Source organism: Microbacterium sp. X-17, from assembly GCF_039615055.1.
Map to the genome: position 1 here is coordinate 188,558 of NZ_JBDHNI010000007.1, position 23,049 is coordinate 211,606.

The window sequence follows — 23,049 nt, forward strand, 5'->3', positions numbered from 1 at the left end:
GCCCCGACATTCGTGCCGAATGGCGCGATACGCAGCGCTATTCGCGCCATTCGGCACGAATCGCGGCTAGGCGGCGCGCGCGAGGGCGACCTGGATGAGCTCGTCGATCAGGTCGGGGTACGTCAGGCCCGTCTCCTGCCAGCAGCGCGGGAACATCGAGATCGGCGTGAAGCCCGGCATGGTGTTGATCTCGTTGACCACGAAGCCGTCCTCGGTGAGGAAGAAGTCCACCCGCGACAGGCCCTCCGCGCCGATGGCGTCGAACGCGCGCACGCCCAGGTCGCCCATCTCGGCCAGCTCGGCGTCGGTGAGGTCGGCCGGGCAGACCAGGTCGATCCCCGGCGCGTCCAGGTACTTGGCCGCGAAGTCGTAGAAGTCGCGGCCGGTGATGACGATCTCGCCGGCGACGGAGGCACGCGCGGGCTCGCCGGGACGGCCTCCCAGCACGGCGATCTCCACCTCTCGGCCGACCACCGCCGACTCGATGAGCACGCGGTCGTCCTCGGCGAGGGCGGTGTCGATCGCCGCGCCGAGGTCGTCCCACGACGTCACCTTGGACACGCCGACGCTGGAGCCGGCGCGGGCCGGCTTCACGAACGCCGGCAGCCCGAGCAGCTCGGCCGAGCCTGCCACGGCCGCCCGGTCGCTCGCCCACTGGTACGCGGTCACGGTCTGCCACGGCGCGACGGGGATGCCCGCCTGCTGCAGCACGGTCTTCGTGAAGTGCTTGTCCATCCCGAGCGCGCTCGCGAGCACGCCGCTGCCGACGTACGGGAGGCCGACGAGGTCGAGCATCCCCTGGACGGTGCCGTCCTCGCCCCACGGGCCATGCAGGATCGGGAACACGACGTCCACCGCGCCCAGCGACGAGCGCGTGCCGTCGGCGGCGACCACCGCGAGCTCGCGGGAGGACGACGACTCCGGCCAGACGATGCGCGAGCCGTTGTCCTCCACCTCCGGGAGGACGTCGACGTTCAGCGCGAAGCGCGCCGCGTCGTCCGGCTGGAGCGTGAAGGCGCCCTCGTGGGTGATGCCGACAGGGATGACGTCGTAGCGCTCACGGTCGATCGCCGCCAGCACTCCCGCCGCCGTCGCGCAGCTGATCGAATGCTCGCTTGAGCGACCTCCAAACAGAAGTGCGACTGCGACTCTGTCCGTCATCCGTTGTCCTCTCTCCTTGGGGTTCGTCGTCGTCCGTCGTCAGGTGCGGGGCGATGTCCTTGGGGTCGAGCGTGCCCGCCAGCACCTGGCTCACCTGGCGGACGATCGGCATGTCCACGCCGCGCTCCTCCGCGAGCCGGAGGATGGGCGCGACCGAGGCCAGCCCCTCCGCCGTCTGGTTCATCTGCTTCACGACGTCGTTGAAGCTGTAGCCCTGGCCGAGCAGCCGGCCGGCGGTGTTGTTGCGGCTGAGCGACGACTCGCAGGTGGCGATCAGGTCGCCGAGGCCCGCGAGCCCCGAGAGCGTCACGGCCTCCGCCCCGTAGGCCACGGCGAAGTCGGTCATCTCGACCAGGCCGCGCGTGATGATCGACGCCTTCGTGTTCTCGCCGTAGCCGACGCCGTCCACGATCCCGATGGCCACGGCGATCAGGTTCTTGAGGACGCCGCCGAACTCGGTGCCGATCACGTCGGTGTTCACGAAGCTGCGGAAGTAGCGGTTGGTGGCGGCCATCGCCACCGCCTGGGCGGTCTCCAGGCTCACCGACGACACCACGGCGGCGGTCGGCTGCTCGCGCGCGATCTCCAGCGCGAGGTTGGGGCCGGAGGCGACGGCGATCCGCTCGGCGTCGATCGGGAGGCCCTGCGCGATCACCTCGCTCATCCGCAGGCCGGTGCCCTTCTCGACGCCCTTCATCAGGCTGACGAGGATCGTCTCCGGACCGAGGTGCGGCGCGATGGACTCCAGGTTGGAGCGCAGCGTCTGGCTCGGGATGGACACGAACACCTGCTCGGCGCCGCGCATCGCCTCGCCGATGTGGGAGGTCGCGCGCAGGTTGCGCGGGAGGTTGATGCCCTCCAAGTAGTCGCTGTTGCGCTTCACCTCGTTGATCTCCCGCGCCAGCTCCGGTCGCCGCGCCCAGAGGACGACGTCGTTGCCGCCGTCGGCGAGGATCTTCGCGAAGGTGGTCCCCCAGCTTCCGGCGCCGAGCACGGCGATGCGGCGGGAGGGCTGTGTCGGTCGTGCGGCCGTCCGGCCTTTCCTGTCAGCCATCGAAGCGGCCGGTCTCCTTCTGGTTGTGCGCCGCCGGGTCCCAGCGGGTCTCCGGCGCCTTCTCGCCGCGCAGGTCCTCCAGCAGCGCGGTGATCGCGTTCATGATGACCTCGGTCGCCTCGGTGAGCGTCGCCTGGTCGAGGCTGCGGCCCTTGAAGGCCGAGAGGTCGACCGGGTCGCCGACCTTGACCGCGATGGTCTTGCGCGGGAAGAAGCTGATCTTCTTCGCGTAGCGCGCCATGACCTGCTGGGTGCCCCAGTGCGCCATCGGGATCACGGGGAGGTCGTGCTCCAGCGCCATGCGGGCCGCGCCGGTCTTGCCGCGCATCGGCCACATGTCGGGGTCGCGCGTCAGCGAGCCCTCCGGGTAGATGATGACGACCTTGCCGTCGTCGACGATCTTCTGCGCCTCGGCCAGCGGGGCGGCGCCGCGCCCGGAGCCGCCGCGCGCCACCGGGACCTGCCCGGATTTGCGCAGGAACCAGCCGGCGACGGGGATGCGGAAGAGGCTCTCCTTGGCGAGGAACCGCGGCAGCCGCCCGAGCTTCCAGACCACCATGCCGATCATCACCGGGTCGATCTCGCTGTAGTGGTTCGGCGAGATGATGTAGGCGCCGTGCCTGGGCAGCTTCTGGCCGTCGGTGATCCGGAACCGGGCGAGCAGGCTCCCCAGCGGGATGATCAGGCCGGCCAGCACCCAGAAGATCGAGGGCCGAGACTTCTCGGAGCGCTGCCGCGTGGCGGGGCGCTCGGGCGCGGTCGGGTTCACGGGTTCGTCGGGATGGGGCACCATCCCATTATCGCGGCCCTCACCCCTCCAGGACGAAGTCCGCGCCAAGCAGCTCCAGCTTCGTGATGAACTTCTCGTACCCGCGGCTGATGATGCCGACGTTGCTGACGGTCGACTGACCCTCCGCCGACAGGGCGGCGATGAGGTGGCTGAAGCCGCCGCGCAGGTCCGGGATCTCCACGTCGGCGCCGGTCAGCTCCACCGGGCCCATAATGACCGCGGAGTGGTTGAAGTTGCGCTGGCCGAAGCGGCAGTCGTGGCCGCCGAGGCACTCCTTGTGGACCTGGATCTTCGCGCCCATGTCGATGAGCGCGTCGGTGAAGCCGAAGCGCTGCTCGTACACGGTCTCGTGGACGATCGACACGCCCTCCGCCTTGGTCAGAGCCACCACCAGCGGCTGCTGCCAGTCGGTCATGAAGCCGGGGTGCACGTCGGTCTCGATCACGACCGGCTTCAGCGGGCCGCCCGGGTGGAAGAAGCGGATGCCGTCGTCGTGGATCTCGAACGCGCCGCCGACCTTGCGGAAGACGTTGAGGAAGGTCAGCATCTCGGGCTGGCGGGCGCCGCCCACGTAGATGTCGCCGTTGGTCGCGAGGGCCGCAGCGGCCCAGCTCGCGGCCTCGTTGCGGTCGAACAGCGCGGTGTGGCTGTAGCCGACGAGCTTGTCGACGCCCTCGATGCGGATCACGCGGTCGGTGTCGACCGAGATGATCGCGCCCATCTTCTGGAGGACGTTGATCAGGTCCATGATCTCGGGCTCGATCGCCGCGCCCTTGAGCTCGGTGATGCCCTCCGCGCGGACGGCGGTGAGCAGCACCTGCTCGGTGGCGCCGACGCTCGGGTACGGCAGTTCGAGCTTGGCGCCGTGCAGGCCCTCGGGGGCCGTCATCCGGATGCCGCTCGGGAGCTTGTCCACCACGGCGCCGAACTTGCGCAGCACCTCCAGGTGGTAGTCGATCGGGCGGTCGCCGATCCGGCAGCCGCCGAGGTCGGGGATGAACGCCTCGCCCAGCCGGTGCAGCAGCGGACCGCAGAACAGGATCGGGATGCGGCTCGACCCGGCGTGCGCGTCGATGTCGGCCATGTGGGCCGACTCGACCGCGCTGGGGTCGAGCAGGAGCTCGCCCTCCTCGGCGCCGTCGGTCACCTTCACGCCGTGGACCTCGAGGAGGCCGCGGACGACCCGGACATCGCTGATGTTCGGGACGTTCCGCAACACGCTCGGGCCCTCGCCCAGGATGGCGGCGACCATCGCCTTGGTGACGAAGTTCTTGGCTCCGCGCACCTCGATGCGGCCCCGCAGTGGGCGACCGCCGTTGATCGTGATGCGGTCGGCCGTGAGACCGACGTGCGCGCCTGCCGCCTGAGCGTCCTGAAGAAGTGAGTTCAAAGTTTCACCGGGAGTGTCTTGGGCCGCCAGCTTGCGCGTGCGGCTTCGTATTCGGAGATTCGCGCCTCGTCGCGCAGGGTCAGAGCGATGTCGTCCAACCCTTCGAGCAAACGCCAACGAGTGTAGTCGTCGATGTCGAAAGACACCTGGACCTCACCGACGGTCGCAGTCTTGGCAACCAGGTCCACCGTCGCGGATATTCCCGGCTGGGCCTCGATGGCCGTCCAGAGCCGCTCGGCGTCCTCCTCGGAGATGATGCCCGTGAGCAGTCCCTGCTTGCCCGAGTTGCCCCGGAAGATGTCCGCGAACCGCGGGCTCAGGACGACCTTGAAACCGTAGTCGCGGAGCGCCCAGACGGCGTGCTCGCGCGACGAGCCCGTACCGAAGTCGGCGCCGGCGACGAGCACGGTCGCGCCCTGGTAGGCGTCCTTGTTGAGGATGAACTCAGGATCCTTGCGCCACTCGTGGAAGAGGGCGTCGTCGAAGCCGGTCTTGGTGACCCGCTTGAGGAACACGGCGGGGATGATCTGGTCGGTGTCGACGTTGGACCGGCGGAACGGCACGGCCACACCGGTGACGGTCTCGAACTTCTCCATCAGGCGCCCACCTTCTCTCCGCTGCGGGTATCGACGTCGTCGTGCTCCAGGTCCCACGGGCTGGACAGCGTGCCGCGGATGGCCGTGGCCGCCGCGACCAGCGGCGACACCAGGTGGGTGCGGCCGCCCTTGCCCTGCCGGCCCTCGAAGTTGCGGTTCGACGTGGAGGCGCAGCGCTCCCCCGGCGCGAGCTGGTCGGGGTTCATGCCCAGGCACATCGAGCAGCCGGCGAACCGCCACTCGGCGCCGAACTCCTCGACGATCTTGTCGATCCCCTCCGCCTCGGCCTCGATGCGCACGCGGGCGCTGCCGGGGACGACCATGACGCGCACGCCCTCGGCCTTCTTGTGGCCCTTGATCACGGACGCGAAGGCCCGCAGGTCCTCGATGCGGCTGTTGGTGCAGGAGCCCATGAACACCGCGTCGACCGGGATGCTCTTCATCGGCGTGCCCGGAGCCAGGTCCATGTACTCCAGCGCGCGCTCGGCGGCGGCGCGGGCGTTGGGCTCGGCGATCGCCGCCGGGTCGGGGACGGACTCGCTCAGCGAGACGCCCTGGCCGGGGTTGGTGCCCCAGGTCACGAACGGCTCGATCTCGGCGGCGTCGAGGTAGACCTCGGCGTCGAAGACCGCGTCGTCGTCCGTGGCGAGGGTGTCCCAGTAGGCGACGGCCTCGTCCCAGTCGGCGCCCTCCGGCGCGTGCGGGCGGCCCTTCAGGTAGGCGTAGGTGGTCTCGTCGGGCGCGACCATGCCGGCGCGGGCGCCCGCCTCGATCGACATGTTGCAGATTGTCATGCGGCCCTCCATCGAGAGGGCGCGGATCGCGCTGCCGCGGTACTCGAGCACGTAGCCCTGACCGCCGCCGGTGCCGATCTTCGCGATGACCGCGAGGATGATGTCCTTCGCCGTCACGCCGGGACGCAGCTCGCCCTCGACCGTGATGGCCATCGTCTTGAACGCCTTGAGCGGCAGCGTCTGCGTGGCGAGCACGTGCTCGACCTCGCTGGTGCCGATCCCGAACGCCATCGCGCCGAACGCGCCGTGCGTGGAGGTGTGCGAGTCGCCGCAGACGACCGTGATGCCCGGCATGGTGAGGCCGAGCTGCGGGCCGACGACGTGCACGATGCCCTGCTCGACGTCGCCGAGCGAGTGCAGCCGGACGCCGAACTCCTCGGCGTTGCGGCGCAGGGTCTCGATCTGCGTGCGGCTGGTGAGGTCGGCGATCGGCCGGTCGATGCCGATGGTCGGCGTGTTGTGGTCCTCGGTCGCGATGGTGAGGTCCGGGCGGCGGACCGGGCGGCCCGCCATGCGCAGGCCGTCGAACGCCTGCGGGCTGGTCACTTCGTGGACCAGGTGGAGGTCGATGTAGATCAGGTCGGGCGTGCCGTCCTCACCCTTCACGACCAGGTGGTCTCGCCACACCTTCTCCGCCAGGGTCAGCGGACTGTGCTGCGTCGTCATCTCGGTACTCCTTGAGCTTCGTTCACGGTTCAGCCGTCGACGGACTCCGCGGCGAGGGTGGCCTGAGGATTAGGACTCGCCGCGGCGGCTAAGAAGGAGCAGACCCGCGAACACGGATTCAGGTTATCACCCGTGTTGGGGCCAGGGCCGACGGCTCGCGGCCGACGGCTCGCGGCCGTCAGGGGCGGTCCGCGACCGGGCGCACCACGAGCACCGTGACGTTGTCGTGCCCGCCCGCCGCGACCGCGGCCTCCACCAGCACGGCGGCCGGATCGGCGGGATCGCCGGCCAGCAGCTCCGCGATCGTCTCGTCGCTCAGCTCCCGCGTGAGGCCGTCGGAGCAGACCAGGAAGGTCCGGCCGTCGTCCAGCGGGAGCAGCTCGCTGTCGGTGTCGACGAAGTCCTCGGCGCCCAGCGCGCGGGTGATCACGTTGCGCTCGGGATGCACGGCCGCCTGCTCGGCGGTGATCAGCCCGGCGTCGAGCAGCTCCTGCACGGCCGAGTGGTCGGACGTGAGCTGCCGGAGCTCGCGCTCGTCCCACGCGTAGACCCGCGAGTCGCCGACGTTGACGACCATCCACTCCTCCGCCGCGCGCTCCGGCACCCGGACCCGCACGACGCCGGTCAGCGTGGTGCCGGCGACCGCAGCGCCGGTCTCCTCCGCGTCGGACAGCGCGCGCACCGCGGCGTTCGCCTCGTCGATCGCCGTGATGACCTCCTCTGGCGTCGGGGTCGAGCCGGCCGGGAGGGTGCGTGCGAGGCTCTCGATCGCCGTCCGGCTCGCGGCGTCGCCGCGCGCGTGACCGCCCATCCCGTCCGCGACCACGAAGACCGGGTCCTGTGCGAGGTAGCTGTCCTCGTTGATCTGCCGGACCGCTCCGGTGTCGCTTCTGGCGCTCACCTCGACACGGGAAGTCATGTGCGTGGGTCCTCCGGGGGGTTCGCGGCCGGGGCGGCCTCTGCGGTCGTCGTCGCCGGGTCGTCATCCCCGTGGATGGCTTCCTCGACGGTGGTGCCGCTCAGGTGCAGCCTCACCAGACTAGCGACGGTCGCGACCGCCATCGCACCGACGATGACCGCGAGGGAGGTCCAGGTGCTGATGTCGGGCGCCCATTCGATGTGCTCGCCGCCGTTGACGAACGGGAGCGTGTTCTCGTGCATGGCGTGGAAGACCAGCTTGACGCCGATGAACGCGAGGATGAACGCGATCCCGTACTTGAGGTAGACGAGCTTCTCCAGCAGGTGCCCGAGCAGGAAGTAGAGCTGGCGCAGCCCCATCAGGGCGAAGACGTTCGCGGTGAACACGATGAACGCGCTCTGCGTGATGCCGAAGATCGCCGGGATCGAGTCGAGCGCGAACAGGAGATCGGTCGTCCCGAGGGCCAGGAACACGATGATCAGCGGCGTGAACATCCGCTTGCCGTTCACCGTCGTGCGCAGCTTGTTGCCCTCGTACTGGTCGGAGACCTTCAGGCGACGCCGGGCGAACCGGATGAGCAGGCCGTCCTTCGTACCCTCGTCGTCGTGCTTCCCGAATGCCTGGTTGAACGCCGTCCACAGCAGGAAGGCGCCGAACAGGTAGAAGATCGCGCTGAAGCTCGCGATGAGGCCGGCGCCGAGCAGGATGAACACGCCGCGGAAGACCAGCGCCAGGATGATGCCCACCATGAGCACCTCTTGCTGGTACTTCCTGGGCACAGCGAACCTGCCCATGATGATCACGAACACGAACAGGTTGTCGATGCTCAGGCTGTACTCGGTGAGCCAGCCGGCGAGGAACTGACCGGCGTGCTCGGCGTCGCCGATCAGCAGCATGAGCAGCGCGAAGATGAGCGCGAGGCCGACGTAGAAGGCCACCCACAGGGCGGACTCCCGCGGGCTGGGGATGTGCGGCCGCTTGTAGACGATCAGGAGATCGAAGGCGAGCACGAGCAGCAGGACGACGAAGCTGCCGACCTCGAACCAGAGCGGGAGGGCGAGTTCCACGGGAGGAGACCTTTCGAAGGGCGTACGGGACGGACCCGAAAGTCTCTCCCGCACATCCGTGCCGCTGTGCCCGGGCCTGAGTGGACCGTGATGACGTGCACAGCGCGAGGCCGCTCGGCCCCTTCGGGATACTCCCCTTCGCGAACATCCAGTCTAGCCGGTCGGCGGGTGTCGTCCCTGCACTACCGCTGCGCCAGCAGCCCCGCCTGCCGCTCGTGCACGCCGGCCACCCAGTCGTAGACGGCGTCCGGCCCGAGCCGCGGGTCGTCCGCCGGGTGCTCGCCGGCGCGGAGCGCGCGCAGATAGGCGCGGTCGAGCTCGATGCGCTCGCGGAGGCCGTCCACTCCGGTGACCGAGCCGTGGCCGGGGACGACGACCCGGACGCCGTCGGCGATGCTCTCGATGAGCGTCAGGGCCGCGAGGTAGTCCTCGATCGGGTCGTCCGCGCTGTGGTCGAGCAGCGGCACCAGCACGTCCGACAGGAGGTCGCCGGCGACGAGGACGCCGGACTCCTCGATCAGCAGCGCCGCGTGGCCGGCCGCGTGGGCGCGGTGCTCGACGACGCGGACGCGCGGGCCGTCCCACGGGACCCACTCGGCGCCGTCCGGGAGGGCGGTGAGCTCGCCGAAAAGGGTCAGCGGCACGCGCTCGGCGATGTCGGCCGGGATCATCGGGGCGACCCGCTCCCGCCACGCCTCGTTCGCGAGGAAGGCCTCGATCGCGCCGGCGGCGCGGGCCGTCGCGAAGCGGGGCGCCGTGCCGAACGCGGGATGCCAGAGCACGTGATCCCAGTGCGGGTGCGTGGCGAAGCCCGCCGCGACCGGGGTTCCGGAGGCGCGCAGCTCGGCCGCGACGCCGCCCAGCTCCACGTCGAGGATGCCGGGATCGACCAGCAGCGCACCGGCGTCGCCGTCGACCACGACGGTGTTGGTCTGGCAGAACTCGCTCTGGTGGACGCGCACGCCCTCGGCGACCGGACTCAGCATGGTGGCGACGGTAGCAGAGACGACCGACGAAGGGTGCGGAGGTCGGCGGCGCATCCCCTCAATCGTGCCGCTGGAGAAGGAGCTCGGCCGCGGCCTGGTCCCACAGGTCGAAGGTGCCGGCCGCGCCGGCGGTCCCGGGCCGTGGGCTCGCGGAGGCGATGAAGCAGTGCTCCGCGCGGGTGACGTATCCGATGACCGCGCCGCCGAGCCTGAGCTCGTCGGTCTCCGCGCGGATCCGGCTCACGTCGAGGACGACGCTCACGATGGTGTCGTCCGCCCCGATCACGCGGATCCGATTCGTGTGTGGGACGGTTGTCGGCGTTCGCCCGGGCCGGGCGAGAGCGTAGTGGCGGGGGCTTCCTGCCTCCGCCTTCAGTGTGGTGTGCATGATTCATCTGCCTGAGACTCGAGGCGTCTCGTCGCGACGGCGATGGTGGGCGCGAATGGAGGACCACATGACGCCGGACGGTCGGCACCGGCGACCAGATGGGAGTGGGAACCACGCGTTTCGTGAACGCATCCCCAGTTTAAGGTCGCTCCGCCGCGGCATCAAGAGTCGACAGGCGGTTCTCGCCGTTGTGGGCTCAGCCGAGCGCCCAGCGCGGGTCCAGCTGGTGCGCCGCCGCGTCGGGCGTCTCCTCCGCCGGCCGTCGATGCTGGGCGATGAGGGCGCGCCCCATCGCCTGCGCACGCCTCGCCGCGGCTCCGTCGCCCTCCACCGCGTTGATGATCGCGCCCTTCATCAGGATGTGCCACGAGTAGGCGAACTCCTCGGGCTCGGCCAGGCCGGCCTCCGCCGCGAGCCCCGACACCAGGCCGCGGATGTAGGTGAGGTGCTCGACGCTCGCGCGCCCCAGCGGGTGGTCCTTGCCCATCTCCAGCAGCACGTTGACGAACATGCACGCCTCGTAGTCGCTGCGGTGGAACCACTCGTCGAACACGTCGAAGATCGCCAGCAGCTGTTCCTCGGGCCGGTCGCTGCGCTCCTGCACGCCGGCGCGGACCAGACCGATTGTCCACTCGCGCTCGCGCCGCCTCAGGCACGCCTCGGCCAGGGCGTCGAGCGACGCGAACTCGCTGTCGAGCTCCTCCGCTGTGACGCCGGAGGCCGCCAGCACCTGCTCGCGGGTGACCTCGTGGACGGCGCGGTGTGCGAAGAGTCCGTACGCGGCCGAGACGATGCGCTCTGAGACGTTCATGGTGAGTCCTTTCCGGGTGGCCGGTGACGTGGAGGTTTCGAGGTCCCGGACCACGATGGGCGTGGCGTCGGTGATGTGCAGCAGCTCGACGCCGCCGGAGTGGGAGAGCACGGTCAGCGGGCAGCCCGCGCTCGTGACGTTGACGCGCGCGGTCCGGATGAAGATCTCCCCCATCGCGCGCGTCGCCCGAAGCGTGCGCCCGTTGACCACGACCTCGATCGGATAGATGCGACGGCCGCCGTCCGCACCCTGTGGGTCGGCGACCGGAGCGACGTCGTCGGGACTTCGCCCGTCGATCACAGGACTGGACACCGTCATACTCGAACCCCCAGGTCGATTTCGCACCTTCGCCGCACGCCCTCCGCGAGCGACCGAAATAAAGGGTGAATCATGCAAACGTTTGACCGAAAGCCGGTTTGCGCGGATTTCGCTGCGCATTCACTGTCAGGACCCTGGCGGGATGCTGAAGGGGGAAGTGTCCGAGGTTGGGCATGAAAAAAGCCCGGACGCCAGTGAATGACTGGTGTCCGGGCTCTTGGTGACCCCAGCGGGATTTGAACCCGCGTTACCGCCGTGAGAGGGCGACGTCCTAGGCCGCTAGACGATGGGGCCGTCTTGCAACTCATCGATAATGCCACAGAACGGGGCCTTCCTCCAAAACGGGGCCGCCATCCCGGGAGTGTCGCGCGGTCGTCAGACCAGGACGCGGAGCGCGCCGGGGACGACGGTGACCTCCACCGGGAGCGGGCCGATCCGCTCGCCGTCGGCGTAGGCGACGACGCCCTCGGCCTCGATCCGCACCGTGCTGAGGCTGCGGAAGGACACCTCGGGGAGGTCGGTGTGCTCGCCGCGGAACACCTTCGGGAAGAGCCGGAGGAAGCGCGGGCGGGACATCTTCGTCACCACGAACAGGTCGAAGCGGCCGTCGCCGAGGTCGGCGTGCGGGACGATGCGCATGCCGCCGCCGAGCGAGCGGTTGTTGGCGACCGAGACCAGCATCGCCTCGGTGGCGATCTCCTCGCCGTCCGCGACGATGCGGTACGGGCGGGGGTGCAGGACGGCCAGCTCCCGGAGCAGCGCGAAGACGTAGCGGCTGCGGCCGCGCGGGCGGGTCATCAGGTTGGCGCGCTCGTTCACGGTCGCGTCGAAGCCGGCGGAGAGCACGCAGCCGAACCAGGTGCTGAGCTCGCCGTGCTGCTCGCCGTGCCGGATGAGTCCGGCGTCGATGGTGCGCGGCGGCCGTCCGAGCGCCTCCAGGAGCTGGTCGGTCGCGGCATCGGCGTCGTCGGTGGGGATGCCGAGGCCGTCGGCGAGGTCGTTGCCGGTGCCGCTCGGCACGATCCCGAGCGGGACGTCCGTCTGCGCGACGATGTTGATGCCGAGGTTCGCCATGCCGTCTCCCCCGACGACCACGAGCGCGTCGGCGCCGGCCTCGACGGCGCGGATGGTCTCCCTGCGGAGCAGCTCGATGTTGGCCTCGTCCACCGCGATCACCGTGTGGCCGGCGGCGCGCAGCCGCTCCGCGACGCGCGGCCCGACGTCACGACGGCGCCCGAAGGACGCCATCGGGTTGACCGCGACGACCACGGTCCGAGGGGAGACAGACATAGACCACGACTATGGCATAGCGGGCGTCCGCGAGCGCGCGACACGACCGGAGGTGGCGCGCGCAGCCGGGTGGAGGTTTGATGAACCCATGAGACTGACGAAGTTCGAACACGCCGCCCTGCTCCTGGAGGAGTCCGGGAAGAAGCTCTTCATCGACCCGGGCAGCTTCACCTCGCCGCTGACGGACACCGCCCACACCGTGGCCGTCGTCATCACTCACGAGCACGCCGACCACTGGACGCCCGAGCAGCTGAAGCGGGTGCTCGAGCTGAGCCCGGAGGCGCCGATCTTCGCCCCGGAGGGTGTGGCCCGGGCGGCGGCGGACTTCGACATCACGGTGGTGCACGCGGGCGACACGGTGGAGGCCGGCCCGTTCACGCTCCGCTTCTTCGGCGGCAGGCACGCCGTCATCCACGAGAGCATCCCGGTGGTCGACAATCTCGGCGTGCTGGTCAACGACGAGCTGTATTACGCGGGCGACTCGTTCGTCATCCCGGACGGCGTCGAGCTCGACGTGCTGGCGGTGCCCGCGGGCGCGCCGTGGATGAAGGTCGCGGAGACGATCGACTACGTGCTCGCGACGAAGCCGAAGCGCAGCTTCCCCACTCACGAGATGGTGCTGTCGCGCGCGGGAAAGGACCTGTCGAACTCCCGGATCGCGTGGGCGACCGAGCAGAACGGCGGCGAGTTCTTCGCCCTGGAGCCGGGCGACACGCTCGACCTGTGAGCGCGGCCTCCGACCCGCGCCCGGCCGTCGTCTGGTTCCGCGACGACCTCCGCGTCGCCGACAACCCGGCGCTCGACGCGGCCTCCCGCACCGGGCGCCCGGTCGTCTGCGTCTTCGTCTGGGACGACCGCTCCCCCGGCCTGCGGCCGCCCGGCGGCGCGGCCCGGTGGTGGCTGCACCACAGCCTGACCTCCCTGGACGCCGGCCTCCGCGAGCGGGGCTCCCGGCTCGTCGTCCTCCGCGGGCCGGCCGAGCCGACGATCGCCGCGCTCCTGACCGACGTGTGCGCCGCGGCGGTCTTCTGGAACCGGCGCTACGGAGGCCCGGAGCGGCGGATCGACACCGCGGTGAAGACCGCCGCGCGGGAGGCCGGGATCGAGGCGGAGAGCTTCGGCGCGAGCCTGCTCTTCGAGCCGTGGACGATCCGCACCGGCTCCGGCACGCCCTTCTCGGTCTTCACCCCGTTCTGGCGCGCGTGCCTGTCCGCCCCGCCGCCGCGCAAGCCGCTCTCCGCCCCCGCCCGGCTGGAGCACGGCCCGACCGTGGACGGCCTCGCGATCGACGACCTGGGCCTCCTGCCCACCCACCCGGACTGGGCGGCCGGCCTCCGCGAGGCCTGGGAGCCGGGCGAGCAGGAAGCCCACTCCGCCCTCGACGCGTTCGCCGCCGGCGCCCTCGCCCAGTACCGGGAGGACCGGGACGTGCCGGGCGTCGACGGCACCTCCGGGCTGTCCCCGCGCTTGCGCTGGGGAGAGCTGAGCCCGCACCAGGTCTGGCACACGATCAGCGCCGCTCGCGACGCACGCACGGGCGACGCGGCCGCCACCTTCCTCTCGGAGCTCGGCTGGCGCGAGTTCGCGTATCACACGCTCTTCGAGCACCCCGACCTCGCCACCGTCAACATCCATCGCGCGTACGACTCCTTCCCCTGGCCGCGGCTGCACCCGTCCGTGCTGCGCGCCTGGCAACAGGGTCGCACCGGCGTCCCCCTCGTGGACGCGGGGATGCGAGAACTGTGGACAACCGGATCCATGCACAACCGGGTGCGGATGGTCGTCGCGTCGTTCCTCACCAAGAACCTGCTGATCGACTGGCGGCGCGGGGAGCAGTGGTTCTGGGACACGCTGGTGGACGCCGATCCCGCGAGCAACCCGTTCAACTGGCAGTGGGTCGCCGGCTCCGGAGCCGACGCCGCGCCCTACTTCCGCGTGTTCAACCCCGAGCTGCAGCGGACGAAGTTCGACCGGCACGGCGACTACGTGCGGCGCTGGGTCCCGGAGTGGGACACGGCCGGGTACGCGGAGCCGGTGGTCGACCTCGCCGATTCGCGGCGCGCGGCGCTCGCGGCCTACGAGACGGTCAAGAGCGCTCAGCGCGCGTGATCGGCGAGGATCTGGTCCACGTCGATCTGCTGGAGCAGCGCCGGCCAGTCCAGTTGCCGCGCGACGTCGGCCAGCTGCTCGTCGGCCAGCACCTTCCCGCTGCGCTCCACGACGATCCCGGTCGGCAGTTTGCGGTTCAGCTCGGCCAGGATGGCGTCGTCCACCGCCTCGGTGTCGAAGTCGGCGCCGACCTGCGCGTAGTAGTCGGAGGACAGCGTGTAGGAGACGATCCCGGTCTCGATCTGGCTCATGTGGGGCATGGTAGACCGCCGCGCACGAGGTCCGTCACCCCCTGCGCCCGGCCGCCCAGGCTGCGATCTCCGAGCGACGGGAGGCGCCGAGCTTGGCGAGGATGTGCTCCACGTGCGTCGAGACGGTCTTCGGGGCGATGTGGAGGGCGGCCGCGATCTCCCGGTTGGTCGCGCCTCCGGCGATCTGCGCGGCGACCTCCTCCTCCCGGGCGCTGAGCGTCGACGGCTCGACCCCCTCGGCCAGCCGGGCGGCCAACTCGTCGGTCCGGCGCTCCAGGACCGTCCCGCGCGCCCGCGTCCGCGCCTCGGCGACGAGGGCTGCGGCCTCCGCGGGGCTGCGGGTGCGGCGCGCGCACTCGGCGCGGTCCAGGATGGCCTGCGTGCCCTCCCACCAGCGGCCCAGCGCGTCCCACCCGGCGGAGGCCGACTCCAGCAGCTCCCTGGCGTCGGAGGGACGCCGCTCGCGCAGCGCGAGGACGCCCGCGGCGTGCTGGAGGGCGAACTCCGTCCCCGGGATCCGTCGGCGCTCGACCAGGGCGCCCACCCGCTCCAGCCACGACCGTGCGGCGGCGACGTCACCTGCGGCCAGGTGCGCGCGCACGCCGGTGACCGCGAACGGGAACGCGTAGGCGGAGTCCTCGACGCGGTGCGACTCGGCCGCGCCGCGCTCGCAGTAGCCGACCGCGCCCGCCGGGTCGTCCGCGAGCAGCGCCGTCTCGGCCAGCCCCCACAGCGCGGGCGACAGCCGCTGCAGCTCCTGCATCCGCTCGCCGATCCCCTCCGCCCGGCGCAGCAGCTCGTCGGCGCGGGCGAGGTCGCCGGAGGACAGCGCGCAGTAGCCGAGGACGTGCAGGGCGGTCACCTCCGTGGTGATGCCGCCCCGGCCGTCCGCGAGGGCGTGGCCGGCGAGCTCGGCCGCGGCGCGGAGGTCGCCGCCGGCCCAGCGGACGTGCGCCAAGTGGGCGGTGAGGTAGTGCGCGTCGTTCCAGCGTTCGATGCGCTCGGCGTAGGCGATCCCGTCGGCCAGCCACTCCGAGCCGCGCCCGTACTGCAGGAGCACCGACGCGCTCGATCCGAGCATGCGGTACGCGCGGGCCGCGGCCTCCTCCCGGCCGTGCGCCGCGCCCTGCTCGGCCGCGCCGCGCAGCAGGTCCCACGCCGGCTCGCCCTCCCCCGCGAACACCAGGACGGAGCCGAGGGTGGCGTCGAGGCCGATCCGGTCGCTCTCCGCGGTCAGGAGGGCGCGCGCCTCCAGGGCGACCCTGCGCGCGTCGTCCAGCCGCCGTTCGAGCATGGCGGCGGCGGCCTGCGCGGCGAGGAGGCGGCCGCGCACCTGGACGGCCTCCGCGTCGTCGTCGCCGTCGATCCAGCCGAGCGCGGCGCGGAGGGCGGCCACGCGCGACGGGTAGTCGGCGCCGAGCAGGTGCCGCGCGGCGACGAGCGCCGGCACGACGGCGGCGGCCTCCCGCGCGAGTCCGGCGGCGCGGTACAGCTCGATGGCCCGCGCGAGCTCCGCCTCGGCCTCCCGGTTGGCGTCGACAGCGGCGAGCTCGGCGCCCAGCCGGCGCAGGAGGTCCGCGCGGTCGCGGCCGGTCACGGCCAGCGGCATCGTCCGCTGCGCGCGGCGGTAGAGGTCGGCGGCCTCGCGGTGCGCCGACAGCGTGGACGCCCGCTCGGCCGCGCGCCGGGCGAGGGCGTAGGCCTCCCGCGCCCGCCCGGCCCGCTCGGCGTGCAGCGAGAGCAGCGCGTCGGACAGGCCGGCGCCGGCGTCGACCACGCGCCCGTGCAGGACGCGGCGGCGCGCGGACGGCACGGCCGAGTACACCGCGTCCCGGATGAGCGCGTGCCGGAAGTCGTACGTGCCGGCCGCCACGCGGACCAGGAGGTGCTGCGCCACGAGGTGGTCGAGGGCGGCCTCCCGCGCGGCGCGGTCCCACTCGTCGCCGACGACCACCGCCAGCAGCCGGACGTCGGACTCGCGGCCGATCACGGCGGCCGCCTCCAGCACGGCCGCCGACGCCGGGGCGAGGGCGCGCGTGCGGGACAGCACGGCCGCGGCGACCGTCTCGGGAGCGCCGTCGGAGTCCTCGGCGAGCAGCTCCTCCACGTGCAGCGGGATGCCGTCGCTCACCGCGTGCAGCCGTTCGGCCTCCTCGGCGGACGGCTCGGTCCCGCGGATGGCGGCGAGCATGCGCGCGACCCCGTCGCTGCCGAGCCGTGAGGGCCGCACCTCCTCCGCCAGCCTGTGCCCGACCAGGTCGAGCCGCCACGCGGTCGCCTCGGCCGCGACGTCCGGGTCCTCGGTGCGGAAGGTCGCCACGAGGAGGCTCGGCCGCTCGCGCACGGCGGCCGCGACCCGGCGGAGGACGTCGAGGGTGAGCTGGTCGGCCCAGTGCACATCCTCCAGCGCGAGGATCGTCGGCAGCGTGAGCGCTGTGGCGAGGGTGGCGGCCAGCTCGGCGACCAGGAGGCGGCGGCGGGTCGAGCGGGTCGCGGGGTCGGCGCCGTCGGCCGGGTCTCCGCGCAGCACCAGGCCTCTGATCCGCTCGGCCGCCGGTCCGTCCCCGGCCTCCGCGAGCGACGCGGCGACGCCGAGCAGCAGCATCCCCGGGGTCTCGCGGTCGTCGGCGTAGGCGTCGGCGTGGACGCGCCTCACGGCGCTGAGGGCGACGACCTCCTCCATCAGCCGCGACTTGCCGATCCCGGCCTCGCCCGCGATGAGCAGCAGACCGCCCCGGCCGTCCTGCGCGGCGGCCAGGCGGCGGCGGGCCAGCGCGAGCAGGTCCTCCCTGCCCACGAACACCGGGCACACGCGTTCGGCGCCCCGGAACGACGCCGGCGCCGCATCCATGCGCGAAGCATAGCGCCGGGCGAACGCGCGACGCACCGGGATCGGTCGGATGACCGATGCCACGGCCGCACCCGCGCGAGGAGACTCGGGCCGTCGCGGGGACGATCCTCCGCGCACGAGGAGAAGGAGCCGATCATGTCACGATTCATGGACGTCCACGACGGATTCGTCGGTGTCACCGAGGAGCAGCTCGCCGAGGCCCACGCCGCCGACCTGGCGGTCGAGGGCGAGGAGGGCGTGCACTTCGAGACCGCCTGGCTCGACCCGGAGAGCGGCAAGGTGTTCTGCCTGTCGACCGGGCCGTCGAAGGAGGCCGTGATGCGGGTGCACGAGAAGGCCGGACACCCCACCGACCAGGTCTACGCCGTCGACATCGTGGTCTGACCCGGGCCGGCCGGGCGTAGAGTGCGCGGCATGACGGATCGACAGGACGCGCCCGAGCCACCCGAGTCCCGGGAGCACGAGCTCCGCGACAGGGTCTCCGGCCTCGGGGACACGCCGGAGGACGCGCTGGAGGAGATCGAGAGCCGCAACGACTCCCTGGAGGAGCGGCTGCCCGACGAGGACCTGCCCCGCAGCGAGGGGGCACCCGGCCAGGGGTAGGCCGCTGCGGTCGTCCCTCACTGGGGACTGGGGCGACCTCCCGCGCGTCCGTACGCTGGCGGGGATGAACGAGGACGGACGGCGCACGACGCGCATGCGCGACCGCGCGGCAGGCGCCGCGGTGATGGAGCAGGTGGTGCTCCTGCACACCCAGACACCGCCTCGGTCCGCCCTCGCGCGCGCCCTCGGCGCCCGGCCGATCGGCGCGGACACCGCACCCTGGTTCGCCGGCGCGCTCGGCGAGCGCGAGGTGGGCGCCCTGCTCGACCGGCTTCCGGAGGGCTGGAGCGTCTTCCACGCCATCCCGGTCGGCACGCGTCCCGACGCCTCCGGCGCCGTGTCCGACGTCGACCACATCGTGGTCGGCCCGCCCGGCGTGTTCGTCGTCAACACCAAGCACCACCGCGGCCAGCGCGTCTGGGTGGGAGAGCGCGCGGTGATGGTCGCCGGTCAGAAGCAGCCGTACCCGCGCAACTCGGACCTGGAGGCCTCCCGCGTGCGCGGCGTGCTCGCGCAGGCGGGCATCGCGGCGCCCGTGACGGCCGTGGTCGCGCTCGTCGGGACGAAGGAGGTCACGGTGCGGCAGCAGCCGCGCCGGGTCGTGGTGCTGCGCGCCGAGCAGCTCGTCCGGTGGCTGACCCGGCGCCCGGCCGTGCTGGACGCCGCCACGACCGCCGAGGTCGCCCGGCTGTTCGACGACCCGGCGACCTGGCGCCCGCTGGACTCGCCCGCCGACACGGTGGAACGCTTCGCGGTCATCGAGCGCGAGGTCAGGACCGCGCAGCTCGTCCGCGCCGGCTGGCTGCTCGCGGCCGCGCTCGGCGCGGTCGCCGTCGCGTTGCCGGTCGTCTCGGTGCTGACCCGCTGAAGGGCTGACCCGCTGATCCGGTGCGTCAGCGCGGGACGGCAGCCGTCCGCATCGTGAGCGAGGCCGCCTCCGCGTCGTAGTCGAGCTCCACGCGGATGTCCGCGACCTCGGCCAGCGAGTGCAGGTGCGTGCCGCCGCACGGGATGACGACCACGCCGTCCGGCAGCTCCGCGCGCCACCGGCGGCGCTCCCCCAGCCCGTCGCCGTCCCGCTCGATCGAGATGGCGACGTCCGCCCCTGCCGCCACCCATCCGGCCAGCCGCGCGTTGGCGGCGTCGGTCACCTCATCGAGCAGCCCGGGGAGCTCGGCGGCCGCGAAGCCCTTCTTCCGCAGGCCCTTGCCGATGCGGTACTCGTCCACCGACCCGTCGGGGAGGATGCGCGAGGAGGCGATGGCGAGCTGGTCGAACGCCGGCCGGCCGCGCCCGTCGAGCGGGACCTCCTTCGTCCAGAGCCCGGAGAGCGCCTCGTCCAGCGCCAGGGACGCCAGGTGGCAGGCGGTGTGGCCGAGGGAGAGGCCGAGGCGCGGCTCCGCGTCGACCGTCACCTCGGCCGAGGCGCCCGGCTCGACGCCCGTCGCGTCCTCCACCAGGTGGCAGACCAGGAACGACCACCCCTCGGTCCCGGTGCGGACGGGGGCGTCGCCGATGTGCAGCGTCGTCCCGTCGGTCGCGCCGACCACCGCGCCGACGACCGGGATGCGCCTGCCTCCGACCGTCAGCGTGCCGGTGTCGGCCGGCTGGTCGGGCCAGACCGGGTCGACCGGGTGGAAGGCCGTGCGATCGAGGATCACGGCGCTGCGGCCGTCGGCGAGGGGCTCGACGTGCAGCACGGTTCCGGTGGAGGCGAGGTCGCCGTCGGGGTAGGTGACGACGGTGTCGCCGGCGGGGAGGGTCATCCCCCCAGCGTAGGCGCTGGACGGACGACCTCCCGCGGGCGGCTACTTCGTGAGCGAGTCGACGTACGCGGAGTGCGCGTTCATCCACTTCTCGACGATGCCGTCGTACTGGCTGGAGTCGGCCTTGCCGTTGTACATCGCGTTCTCCAGCGAGTAGAGCATGTCCGACTTCATCCGGAAGTTCTTCACCCAGGCGGCGATCTGCGGGAACTTCTGCGGGAAGCTCTTGCTCGCGATCGAGTGGATGGACTCCGCCGCGCCGAGCGTGTTCTTCGGGTCCTTGAGGTCCTTCAGGTTCCACTGGTCGTACGCCCAGTGCGGGCGCCACAGCGTCACGGCGATGTTGTCGTGCTTCTTCATCGCGCTCGACAGCTCGGCGAGCATCGCGGGCGTCGAGGACGTGACGAAGCTCATCTTCCCCAGCCCGTACTCCGGGATGACCTTCTTCTGCGTCGCCTCGGTGAGCCCGGCGCCCGGCTCGATGCCGACCAGCCGGTTCCCGAAGTCGGCGGAGTGCGACGCGAGCTGGTCGAGCGAGTCGATCGGGGCGTCCTTGTTGACCGCGACGGTCAGCTTGGCCTCATCGTTCCAGGCGCCGAGGTCGGTGAGGTGCGCGCCGTAGGTCTTCATGTACTGCGCGTGCGTGGTCGGCAGCCAGCCGTCGAACGCGACGTCGTAGTCGCCGGTGCTGAGCCCTGCGAACGCCGGTCCCGCGTCGGCGTACTCGAAGTCCACGTGGTAGCCCTCTCGCTCCAGCACGTGCTTCCACAGGTACGACGCTGCCTCGCCCTCCGGCCAGCCGTTGAACACGGCGACCTTCACGTCGCCCTTGTCGCCGCCCGCGGTGGAGGCCGCGGTCACGGCCGTCCCGCCGATCACGACGAGCAGTCCGGCTCCGAGCACCGCGAGCGCGCGCTTCGGCATCCGCAGCCGCGCCTTCCCGACCGCTGCGGTGAGCCGGTCGAGCACGATCGCCAGGATGACGACGGCGATGCCCGCCTCGAAGCCGAGCCCGACGTCCACGCGGCTGAGCGCCTGGACGATGTCACGGCCGAGGCCGCCGCCGCCGACCATGCCGGCGATGACGACCATCGAGAGCGACAGCATGATGACCTGGTTGACGCCGGCGAGGATCGACGGCATGGCCAGCGGCAGCTGAATCTGGCGCAGGATGCGCCGCGGCGGCGAGCCGAACGCGCGTCCGGCCTCCACCAGCTCGGTGTCGACGCCGCGGATGCCGAGCTCGGTGAGCCGCACGCCCGGCGCCATCGCGAACACGATGGTCGCGACCATGCCGGGCACCACGCCGACCCGGAACAGGATGAGCGCCGGGATCAGGTACACGAACGCGGGCATCGTCTGCATGAAGTCGAGCACGGGCCGGATGATCGCCGACGCGGTCCGGGACCGGGCGGCGAGGATGCCGAGCGGGACGCTCAGCGCGATCGCGATGGCCGAGGAGACCAGCACGAGCGCAAGGGTGTCCATCGCGTTCGGCCACTGACCGATCCCCGCGATGAGCAGCAGGCCGAGCACGGTGCCCGCGCCGAACACCCAGCCGCGCAGCCAGACCGCGAGGATCGCGACGATGAGGATGACGCCCCAGAACGGCGGCGTCTGCAGCATCCATTCGACGCCGTCGTACATCCCAGTGAAGACCACGCGGATGACGTCGAACAGCCCGCCGAAGGTCCTGGTGACGAAGTCGACGACCGCGGTCGCCCACTCGCCGAGCGGGATCAGGTGTGCGGTGTTCACGCGACCACCTCCGCCTCGTCGGCGGCGACCGGGATGGGGTCGCCCCCGGCGGACTCGCGCAGGGCCAGCGTCATCGCGTCCACCGGAACGGTGGCCGGAGGCTCGACCACGACCGGGATCTCGGTGGTGTCGCTCGTGACGTTCCCGAGCGCCGCGAGCAGGGTGACCCGCGGGATGACGCCGAGCAGGCGGCGCTGGTCGTCCACCACGGCGAGCGGGAGGGCGCTTCCGACGGAGGGCTCCACCAGCTCGCTGAGCACCTCGTCGCGGGACACCGTGGCGATGTCCTCGTCGATCGCCTCGGTCAGGTCGCCCTGCCCGTCGCGCACCTGGCGCATCACGTCGCGGTCGCGCACCGCACCGAGCAGCCGCCGGCCCTGGCCGACGACGAACGCGGCGGAGGTCTGGAGGTCGCGCATCGTGCGCATCGCCGCGCGCGGTCCGCCCGCGACGGTGACCAGCGCGCGGGCCGGCTCCATGACGCTCGCGGCGGTCAGCACGCGGGCGCGGTCGACGTCCTGCACGAAGCTGGCGACGTAGTCGTTGGCCGGGTCGGTGAGGATCTCCTCCGGCGTGCCGGTCTGGACGATCCGGCCGTCCCGCATCACGGCGATCCGGTCGCCGAGGAACATCGCCTCGTTGAGGTCGTGCGTGATGAACACGATGGTCTTGCCAAGCGAGCTCTGGAGCTCCAGGAGCTGCTCCTGCATCTCCCGCCGGATGAGCGGGTCGAGCGCCGAGAATGCCTCGTCCATCAGCAGCACGTCGGTGTCCGCGGCGAGCGCCCGGCCGAGGCCGACGCGCTGCTGCATCCCGCCGGAGAGCTCGCCGGGGAGCGTGTCGCCCCAGCCGCCGAGCCCGACCAGCTCGAGCACCTCGGCCGCACGCTCGCGGCGCTCGGCGGCGGGCATGCCGCGCACCTCCAAGCCGTAGGCGATGTTGTCCAGGACGGTGCGGTGCGGCAGCAGGGCGAAGTGCTGGAACACCATCGAGATGTGCTGCTGCCGGACGGCGCGCAGCTTGGCTCCGGCGAGGCCCGTGATCGTGGTGCCCATGACCTCCACCTCGCCCGACGTGGGCTCCAGGAGCCCGTTCAGAAGGCGGATCAGGGTGGACTTGCCCGAGCCGGACAGTCCCATCACGACGAAGATCTCGCCGCGCCGGACGGTCAGGCTCGCGTCGATGACGGCGGCCGTGCCGAGCGCGGCGACGTCCTTCCTACTCGCGCCCTGCCGCAGCCGGCGCACGGTCTCCTGGGGTTTGCGTCCGAAGACTTTGAAGATGTTCCTCGCCTCGACGGCGATCGTGTTGCTCAACGTGTCTCTCCGCGGTGCGCGATTCGCGTCTGGTGGACACGCGCACTCTGGTCGCGCCCGGGCCGACGGCGCGCGGCGACGGCAGCATGACTCGAGCGCGGGCCTTCCGCGCGAATCACCGTCGCTGGCGCGACCATCGGGGTGCGCCCACGCCAGCCGACCGTA

The 23,049-nt window shown here is 71.8% G+C and carries 22 protein-coding genes and 1 tRNA gene; 5 read left to right on the forward strand and 18 right to left on the reverse strand.

Annotated elements, in window-relative coordinates:
- Nucleotides 1-66 precede the first annotated feature (66 nt).
- The 13 genes from ABCS02_RS29895 to ABCS02_RS29955 all read right to left on the reverse strand — a co-directional run bounded on the left by ABCS02_RS29895 (nt 67) and on the right by ABCS02_RS29955 (nt 12,230).
- Nucleotides 67-1,161: a D-alanine--D-alanine ligase family protein gene (locus ABCS02_RS29895; RefSeq protein WP_345839355.1), complete on the reverse strand. Its 1,095-nt coding sequence runs from the start codon at nt 1,159-1,161 to the stop codon at nt 67-69.
- The gene (locus ABCS02_RS29900; protein ID WP_345839356.1) at nt 1,058-2,215 is read right to left on the reverse strand and encodes an NAD(P)H-dependent glycerol-3-phosphate dehydrogenase; all 1,158 of its coding nucleotides are present in this window, start codon (nt 2,213-2,215) and stop codon (nt 1,058-1,060) included. The genes ABCS02_RS29895 and ABCS02_RS29900 overlap by 104 nt, the downstream gene beginning before the upstream one ends.
- Entirely contained in the window at nt 2,208-3,005 is a 798-nt protein-coding gene (locus ABCS02_RS29905; protein WP_345839357.1) for a lysophospholipid acyltransferase family protein, read from the reverse strand. Before ABCS02_RS29905 ends, ABCS02_RS29900 begins: the two co-directional genes overlap by 8 nt.
- A 19-nt stretch (nt 3,006-3,024) precedes the next feature.
- The gene (gene murA, locus ABCS02_RS29910) at nt 3,025-4,395 is read right to left on the reverse strand and encodes a UDP-N-acetylglucosamine 1-carboxyvinyltransferase (RefSeq protein ID WP_345839358.1); all 1,371 of its coding nucleotides are present in this window, start codon (nt 4,393-4,395) and stop codon (nt 3,025-3,027) included.
- Complete coding sequence (gene leuD, locus ABCS02_RS29915; RefSeq protein WP_345839359.1) at nt 4,392-4,991, reverse strand: 3-isopropylmalate dehydratase small subunit; 600 nt, start codon at nt 4,989-4,991, stop codon at nt 4,392-4,394. The genes murA and leuD overlap by 4 nt, the downstream gene beginning before the upstream one ends.
- Nucleotides 4,991-6,451, reverse strand: a complete 1,461-nt coding sequence (gene leuC, locus ABCS02_RS29920) for a 3-isopropylmalate dehydratase large subunit (RefSeq protein ID WP_345839360.1) — start codon at nt 6,449-6,451, stop codon at nt 4,991-4,993. Before leuC ends, leuD begins: the two co-directional genes overlap by 1 nt.
- A 178-nt stretch (nt 6,452-6,629) precedes the next feature.
- Nucleotides 6,630-7,370: a protein phosphatase 2C domain-containing protein gene (locus tag ABCS02_RS29925; protein ID WP_345839361.1), complete on the reverse strand. Its 741-nt coding sequence runs from the start codon at nt 7,368-7,370 to the stop codon at nt 6,630-6,632.
- The gene (locus tag ABCS02_RS29930; protein ID WP_345839362.1) at nt 7,367-8,437 is read right to left on the reverse strand and encodes a TerC family protein; all 1,071 of its coding nucleotides are present in this window, start codon (nt 8,435-8,437) and stop codon (nt 7,367-7,369) included. Before ABCS02_RS29930 ends, ABCS02_RS29925 begins: the two co-directional genes overlap by 4 nt.
- A gap of 182 nt (nt 8,438-8,619) precedes the next feature.
- Nucleotides 8,620-9,423, reverse strand: coding sequence for an MBL fold metallo-hydrolase (locus ABCS02_RS29935; protein WP_345839363.1), 804 nt, complete (start codon nt 9,421-9,423; stop codon nt 8,620-8,622).
- A gap of 58 nt (nt 9,424-9,481) precedes the next feature.
- Nucleotides 9,482-9,709, reverse strand: a complete 228-nt coding sequence (locus ABCS02_RS29940) for a hypothetical protein (protein WP_345839364.1) — start codon at nt 9,707-9,709, stop codon at nt 9,482-9,484.
- A gap of 298 nt (nt 9,710-10,007) precedes the next feature.
- Nucleotides 10,008-10,934: a TetR/AcrR family transcriptional regulator gene (locus tag ABCS02_RS29945; RefSeq protein WP_345839365.1), complete on the reverse strand. Its 927-nt coding sequence runs from the start codon at nt 10,932-10,934 to the stop codon at nt 10,008-10,010.
- A 224-nt stretch (nt 10,935-11,158) separates the two neighbouring features.
- Nucleotides 11,159-11,234, reverse strand: a tRNA-Glu gene (locus tag ABCS02_RS29950).
- Nucleotides 11,235-11,315: 81 nt separating this feature from the next.
- Nucleotides 11,316-12,230 (reverse strand): diacylglycerol kinase family protein, encoded by a 915-nt coding sequence (locus ABCS02_RS29955; RefSeq protein WP_345839366.1) that lies wholly within the window; start codon nt 12,228-12,230, stop codon nt 11,316-11,318.
- A gap of 88 nt (nt 12,231-12,318) precedes the next feature.
- Here ABCS02_RS29955 and ABCS02_RS29960 point away from each other — a divergent pair, with 88 nt between their 5' ends.
- Nucleotides 12,319-12,957 (forward strand): MBL fold metallo-hydrolase, encoded by a 639-nt coding sequence (locus ABCS02_RS29960; protein WP_345839367.1) that lies wholly within the window; start codon nt 12,319-12,321, stop codon nt 12,955-12,957.
- Nucleotides 12,954-14,339 (forward strand): deoxyribodipyrimidine photo-lyase, encoded by a 1,386-nt coding sequence (locus tag ABCS02_RS29965; protein ID WP_345839368.1) that lies wholly within the window; start codon nt 12,954-12,956, stop codon nt 14,337-14,339. The genes ABCS02_RS29960 and ABCS02_RS29965 overlap by 4 nt, the downstream gene beginning before the upstream one ends.
- Here the strand turns inward: ABCS02_RS29965 and ABCS02_RS29970 are convergent.
- Both ABCS02_RS29970 and ABCS02_RS29975 read right to left on the reverse strand, forming a co-directional pair.
- On the reverse strand, nt 14,327-14,590 hold the full coding sequence (locus tag ABCS02_RS29970) for a hypothetical protein (RefSeq protein WP_345839369.1): 264 nt from the start codon (nt 14,588-14,590) through the stop codon (nt 14,327-14,329). The genes ABCS02_RS29965 and ABCS02_RS29970 overlap by 13 nt on opposite strands.
- Before the next feature lie 34 nt (nt 14,591-14,624).
- A complete protein-coding gene (locus ABCS02_RS29975) occupies nt 14,625-17,441 on the reverse strand; it encodes an AAA family ATPase (protein WP_345839370.1) in 2,817 nt (938 codons plus the stop codon).
- Nucleotides 17,442-17,576: 135 nt separating this feature from the next.
- Between ABCS02_RS29975 and ABCS02_RS29980 the strand changes: the two genes are divergently transcribed.
- From ABCS02_RS29980 to ABCS02_RS29990, 3 genes are all read left to right on the forward strand, one after another.
- Nucleotides 17,577-17,825 carry an SCO4226 family nickel-binding protein gene (locus ABCS02_RS29980; RefSeq protein WP_345839371.1) on the forward strand — a complete coding sequence of 83 codons (249 nt, stop codon included), beginning with the start codon at nt 17,577-17,579 and terminating at the stop codon, nt 17,823-17,825.
- 30 nt (nt 17,826-17,855) lie between these two features.
- The gene (locus tag ABCS02_RS29985; RefSeq protein ID WP_345839372.1) at nt 17,856-18,044 is read left to right on the forward strand and encodes a hypothetical protein; all 189 of its coding nucleotides are present in this window, start codon (nt 17,856-17,858) and stop codon (nt 18,042-18,044) included.
- A 64-nt stretch (nt 18,045-18,108) separates the two neighbouring features.
- A complete protein-coding gene (locus ABCS02_RS29990; protein WP_345839373.1) occupies nt 18,109-18,912 on the forward strand; it encodes a nuclease-related domain-containing protein in 804 nt (267 codons plus the stop codon).
- 25 nt (nt 18,913-18,937) lie between these two features.
- On the opposite strand, the gene ABCS02_RS29995 is transcribed toward ABCS02_RS29990, so the two are convergent.
- From ABCS02_RS29995 to ABCS02_RS30005, 3 genes are read right to left on the reverse strand one after another with little or no spacing between them, the layout of a single operon-like run.
- A complete protein-coding gene (locus tag ABCS02_RS29995; RefSeq protein WP_345839374.1) occupies nt 18,938-19,810 on the reverse strand; it encodes a metal-dependent hydrolase in 873 nt (290 codons plus the stop codon).
- Between the two features lie 42 nt (nt 19,811-19,852).
- Nucleotides 19,853-21,568, reverse strand: coding sequence for an ABC transporter permease/substrate binding protein (locus tag ABCS02_RS30000; protein ID WP_345839375.1), 1,716 nt, complete (start codon nt 21,566-21,568; stop codon nt 19,853-19,855).
- Nucleotides 21,565-22,884, reverse strand: a complete 1,320-nt coding sequence (locus ABCS02_RS30005) for a glycine betaine/L-proline ABC transporter ATP-binding protein (RefSeq protein WP_345839376.1) — start codon at nt 22,882-22,884, stop codon at nt 21,565-21,567. Before ABCS02_RS30005 ends, ABCS02_RS30000 begins: the two co-directional genes overlap by 4 nt.
- Nucleotides 22,885-23,049 lie beyond the last annotated feature (165 nt).

Bases quoted from the DNA above. Each gene is read 5' to 3' on its own strand.
- ABCS02_RS29895 (WP_345839355.1), bottom strand. From the start codon at position 1,161: ATGACGGACAGAGTCGCAGTCGCACTTCTGTTTGGAGGTCGCTCAAGC.
- ABCS02_RS29900 (WP_345839356.1), bottom strand. From the start codon at position 2,215: ATGGCTGACAGGAAAGGCCGGACGGCCGCACGACCGACACAGCCCTCC.
- leuD (WP_345839359.1), bottom strand. From the start codon at position 4,991: ATGGAGAAGTTCGAGACCGTCACCGGTGTGGCCGTGCCGTTCCGCCGG.
- leuC (WP_345839360.1), bottom strand. From the start codon at position 6,451: ATGACGACGCAGCACAGTCCGCTGACCCTGGCGGAGAAGGTGTGGCGA.
- ABCS02_RS29925 (WP_345839361.1), bottom strand. From the start codon at position 7,370: ATGACTTCCCGTGTCGAGGTGAGCGCCAGAAGCGACACCGGAGCGGTC.
- ABCS02_RS29935 (WP_345839363.1), bottom strand. From the start codon at position 9,423: ATGCTGAGTCCGGTCGCCGAGGGCGTGCGCGTCCACCAGAGCGAGTTC.
- ABCS02_RS29955 (WP_345839366.1), bottom strand. From the start codon at position 12,230: ATGTCTGTCTCCCCTCGGACCGTGGTCGTCGCGGTCAACCCGATGGCG.
- ABCS02_RS29960 (WP_345839367.1), top strand. From the start codon at position 12,319: ATGAGACTGACGAAGTTCGAACACGCCGCCCTGCTCCTGGAGGAGTCC.
- ABCS02_RS29970 (WP_345839369.1), bottom strand. From the start codon at position 14,590: ATGAGCCAGATCGAGACCGGGATCGTCTCCTACACGCTGTCCTCCGAC.
- ABCS02_RS29975 (WP_345839370.1), bottom strand. From the start codon at position 17,441: ATGGATGCGGCGCCGGCGTCGTTCCGGGGCGCCGAACGCGTGTGCCCG.
- ABCS02_RS29980 (WP_345839371.1), top strand. From the start codon at position 17,577: ATGTCACGATTCATGGACGTCCACGACGGATTCGTCGGTGTCACCGAG.
- ABCS02_RS29985 (WP_345839372.1), top strand. From the start codon at position 17,856: ATGACGGATCGACAGGACGCGCCCGAGCCACCCGAGTCCCGGGAGCAC.
- ABCS02_RS29990 (WP_345839373.1), top strand. From the start codon at position 18,109: ATGAACGAGGACGGACGGCGCACGACGCGCATGCGCGACCGCGCGGCA.
- ABCS02_RS29995 (WP_345839374.1), bottom strand. From the start codon at position 19,810: ATGACCCTCCCCGCCGGCGACACCGTCGTCACCTACCCCGACGGCGAC.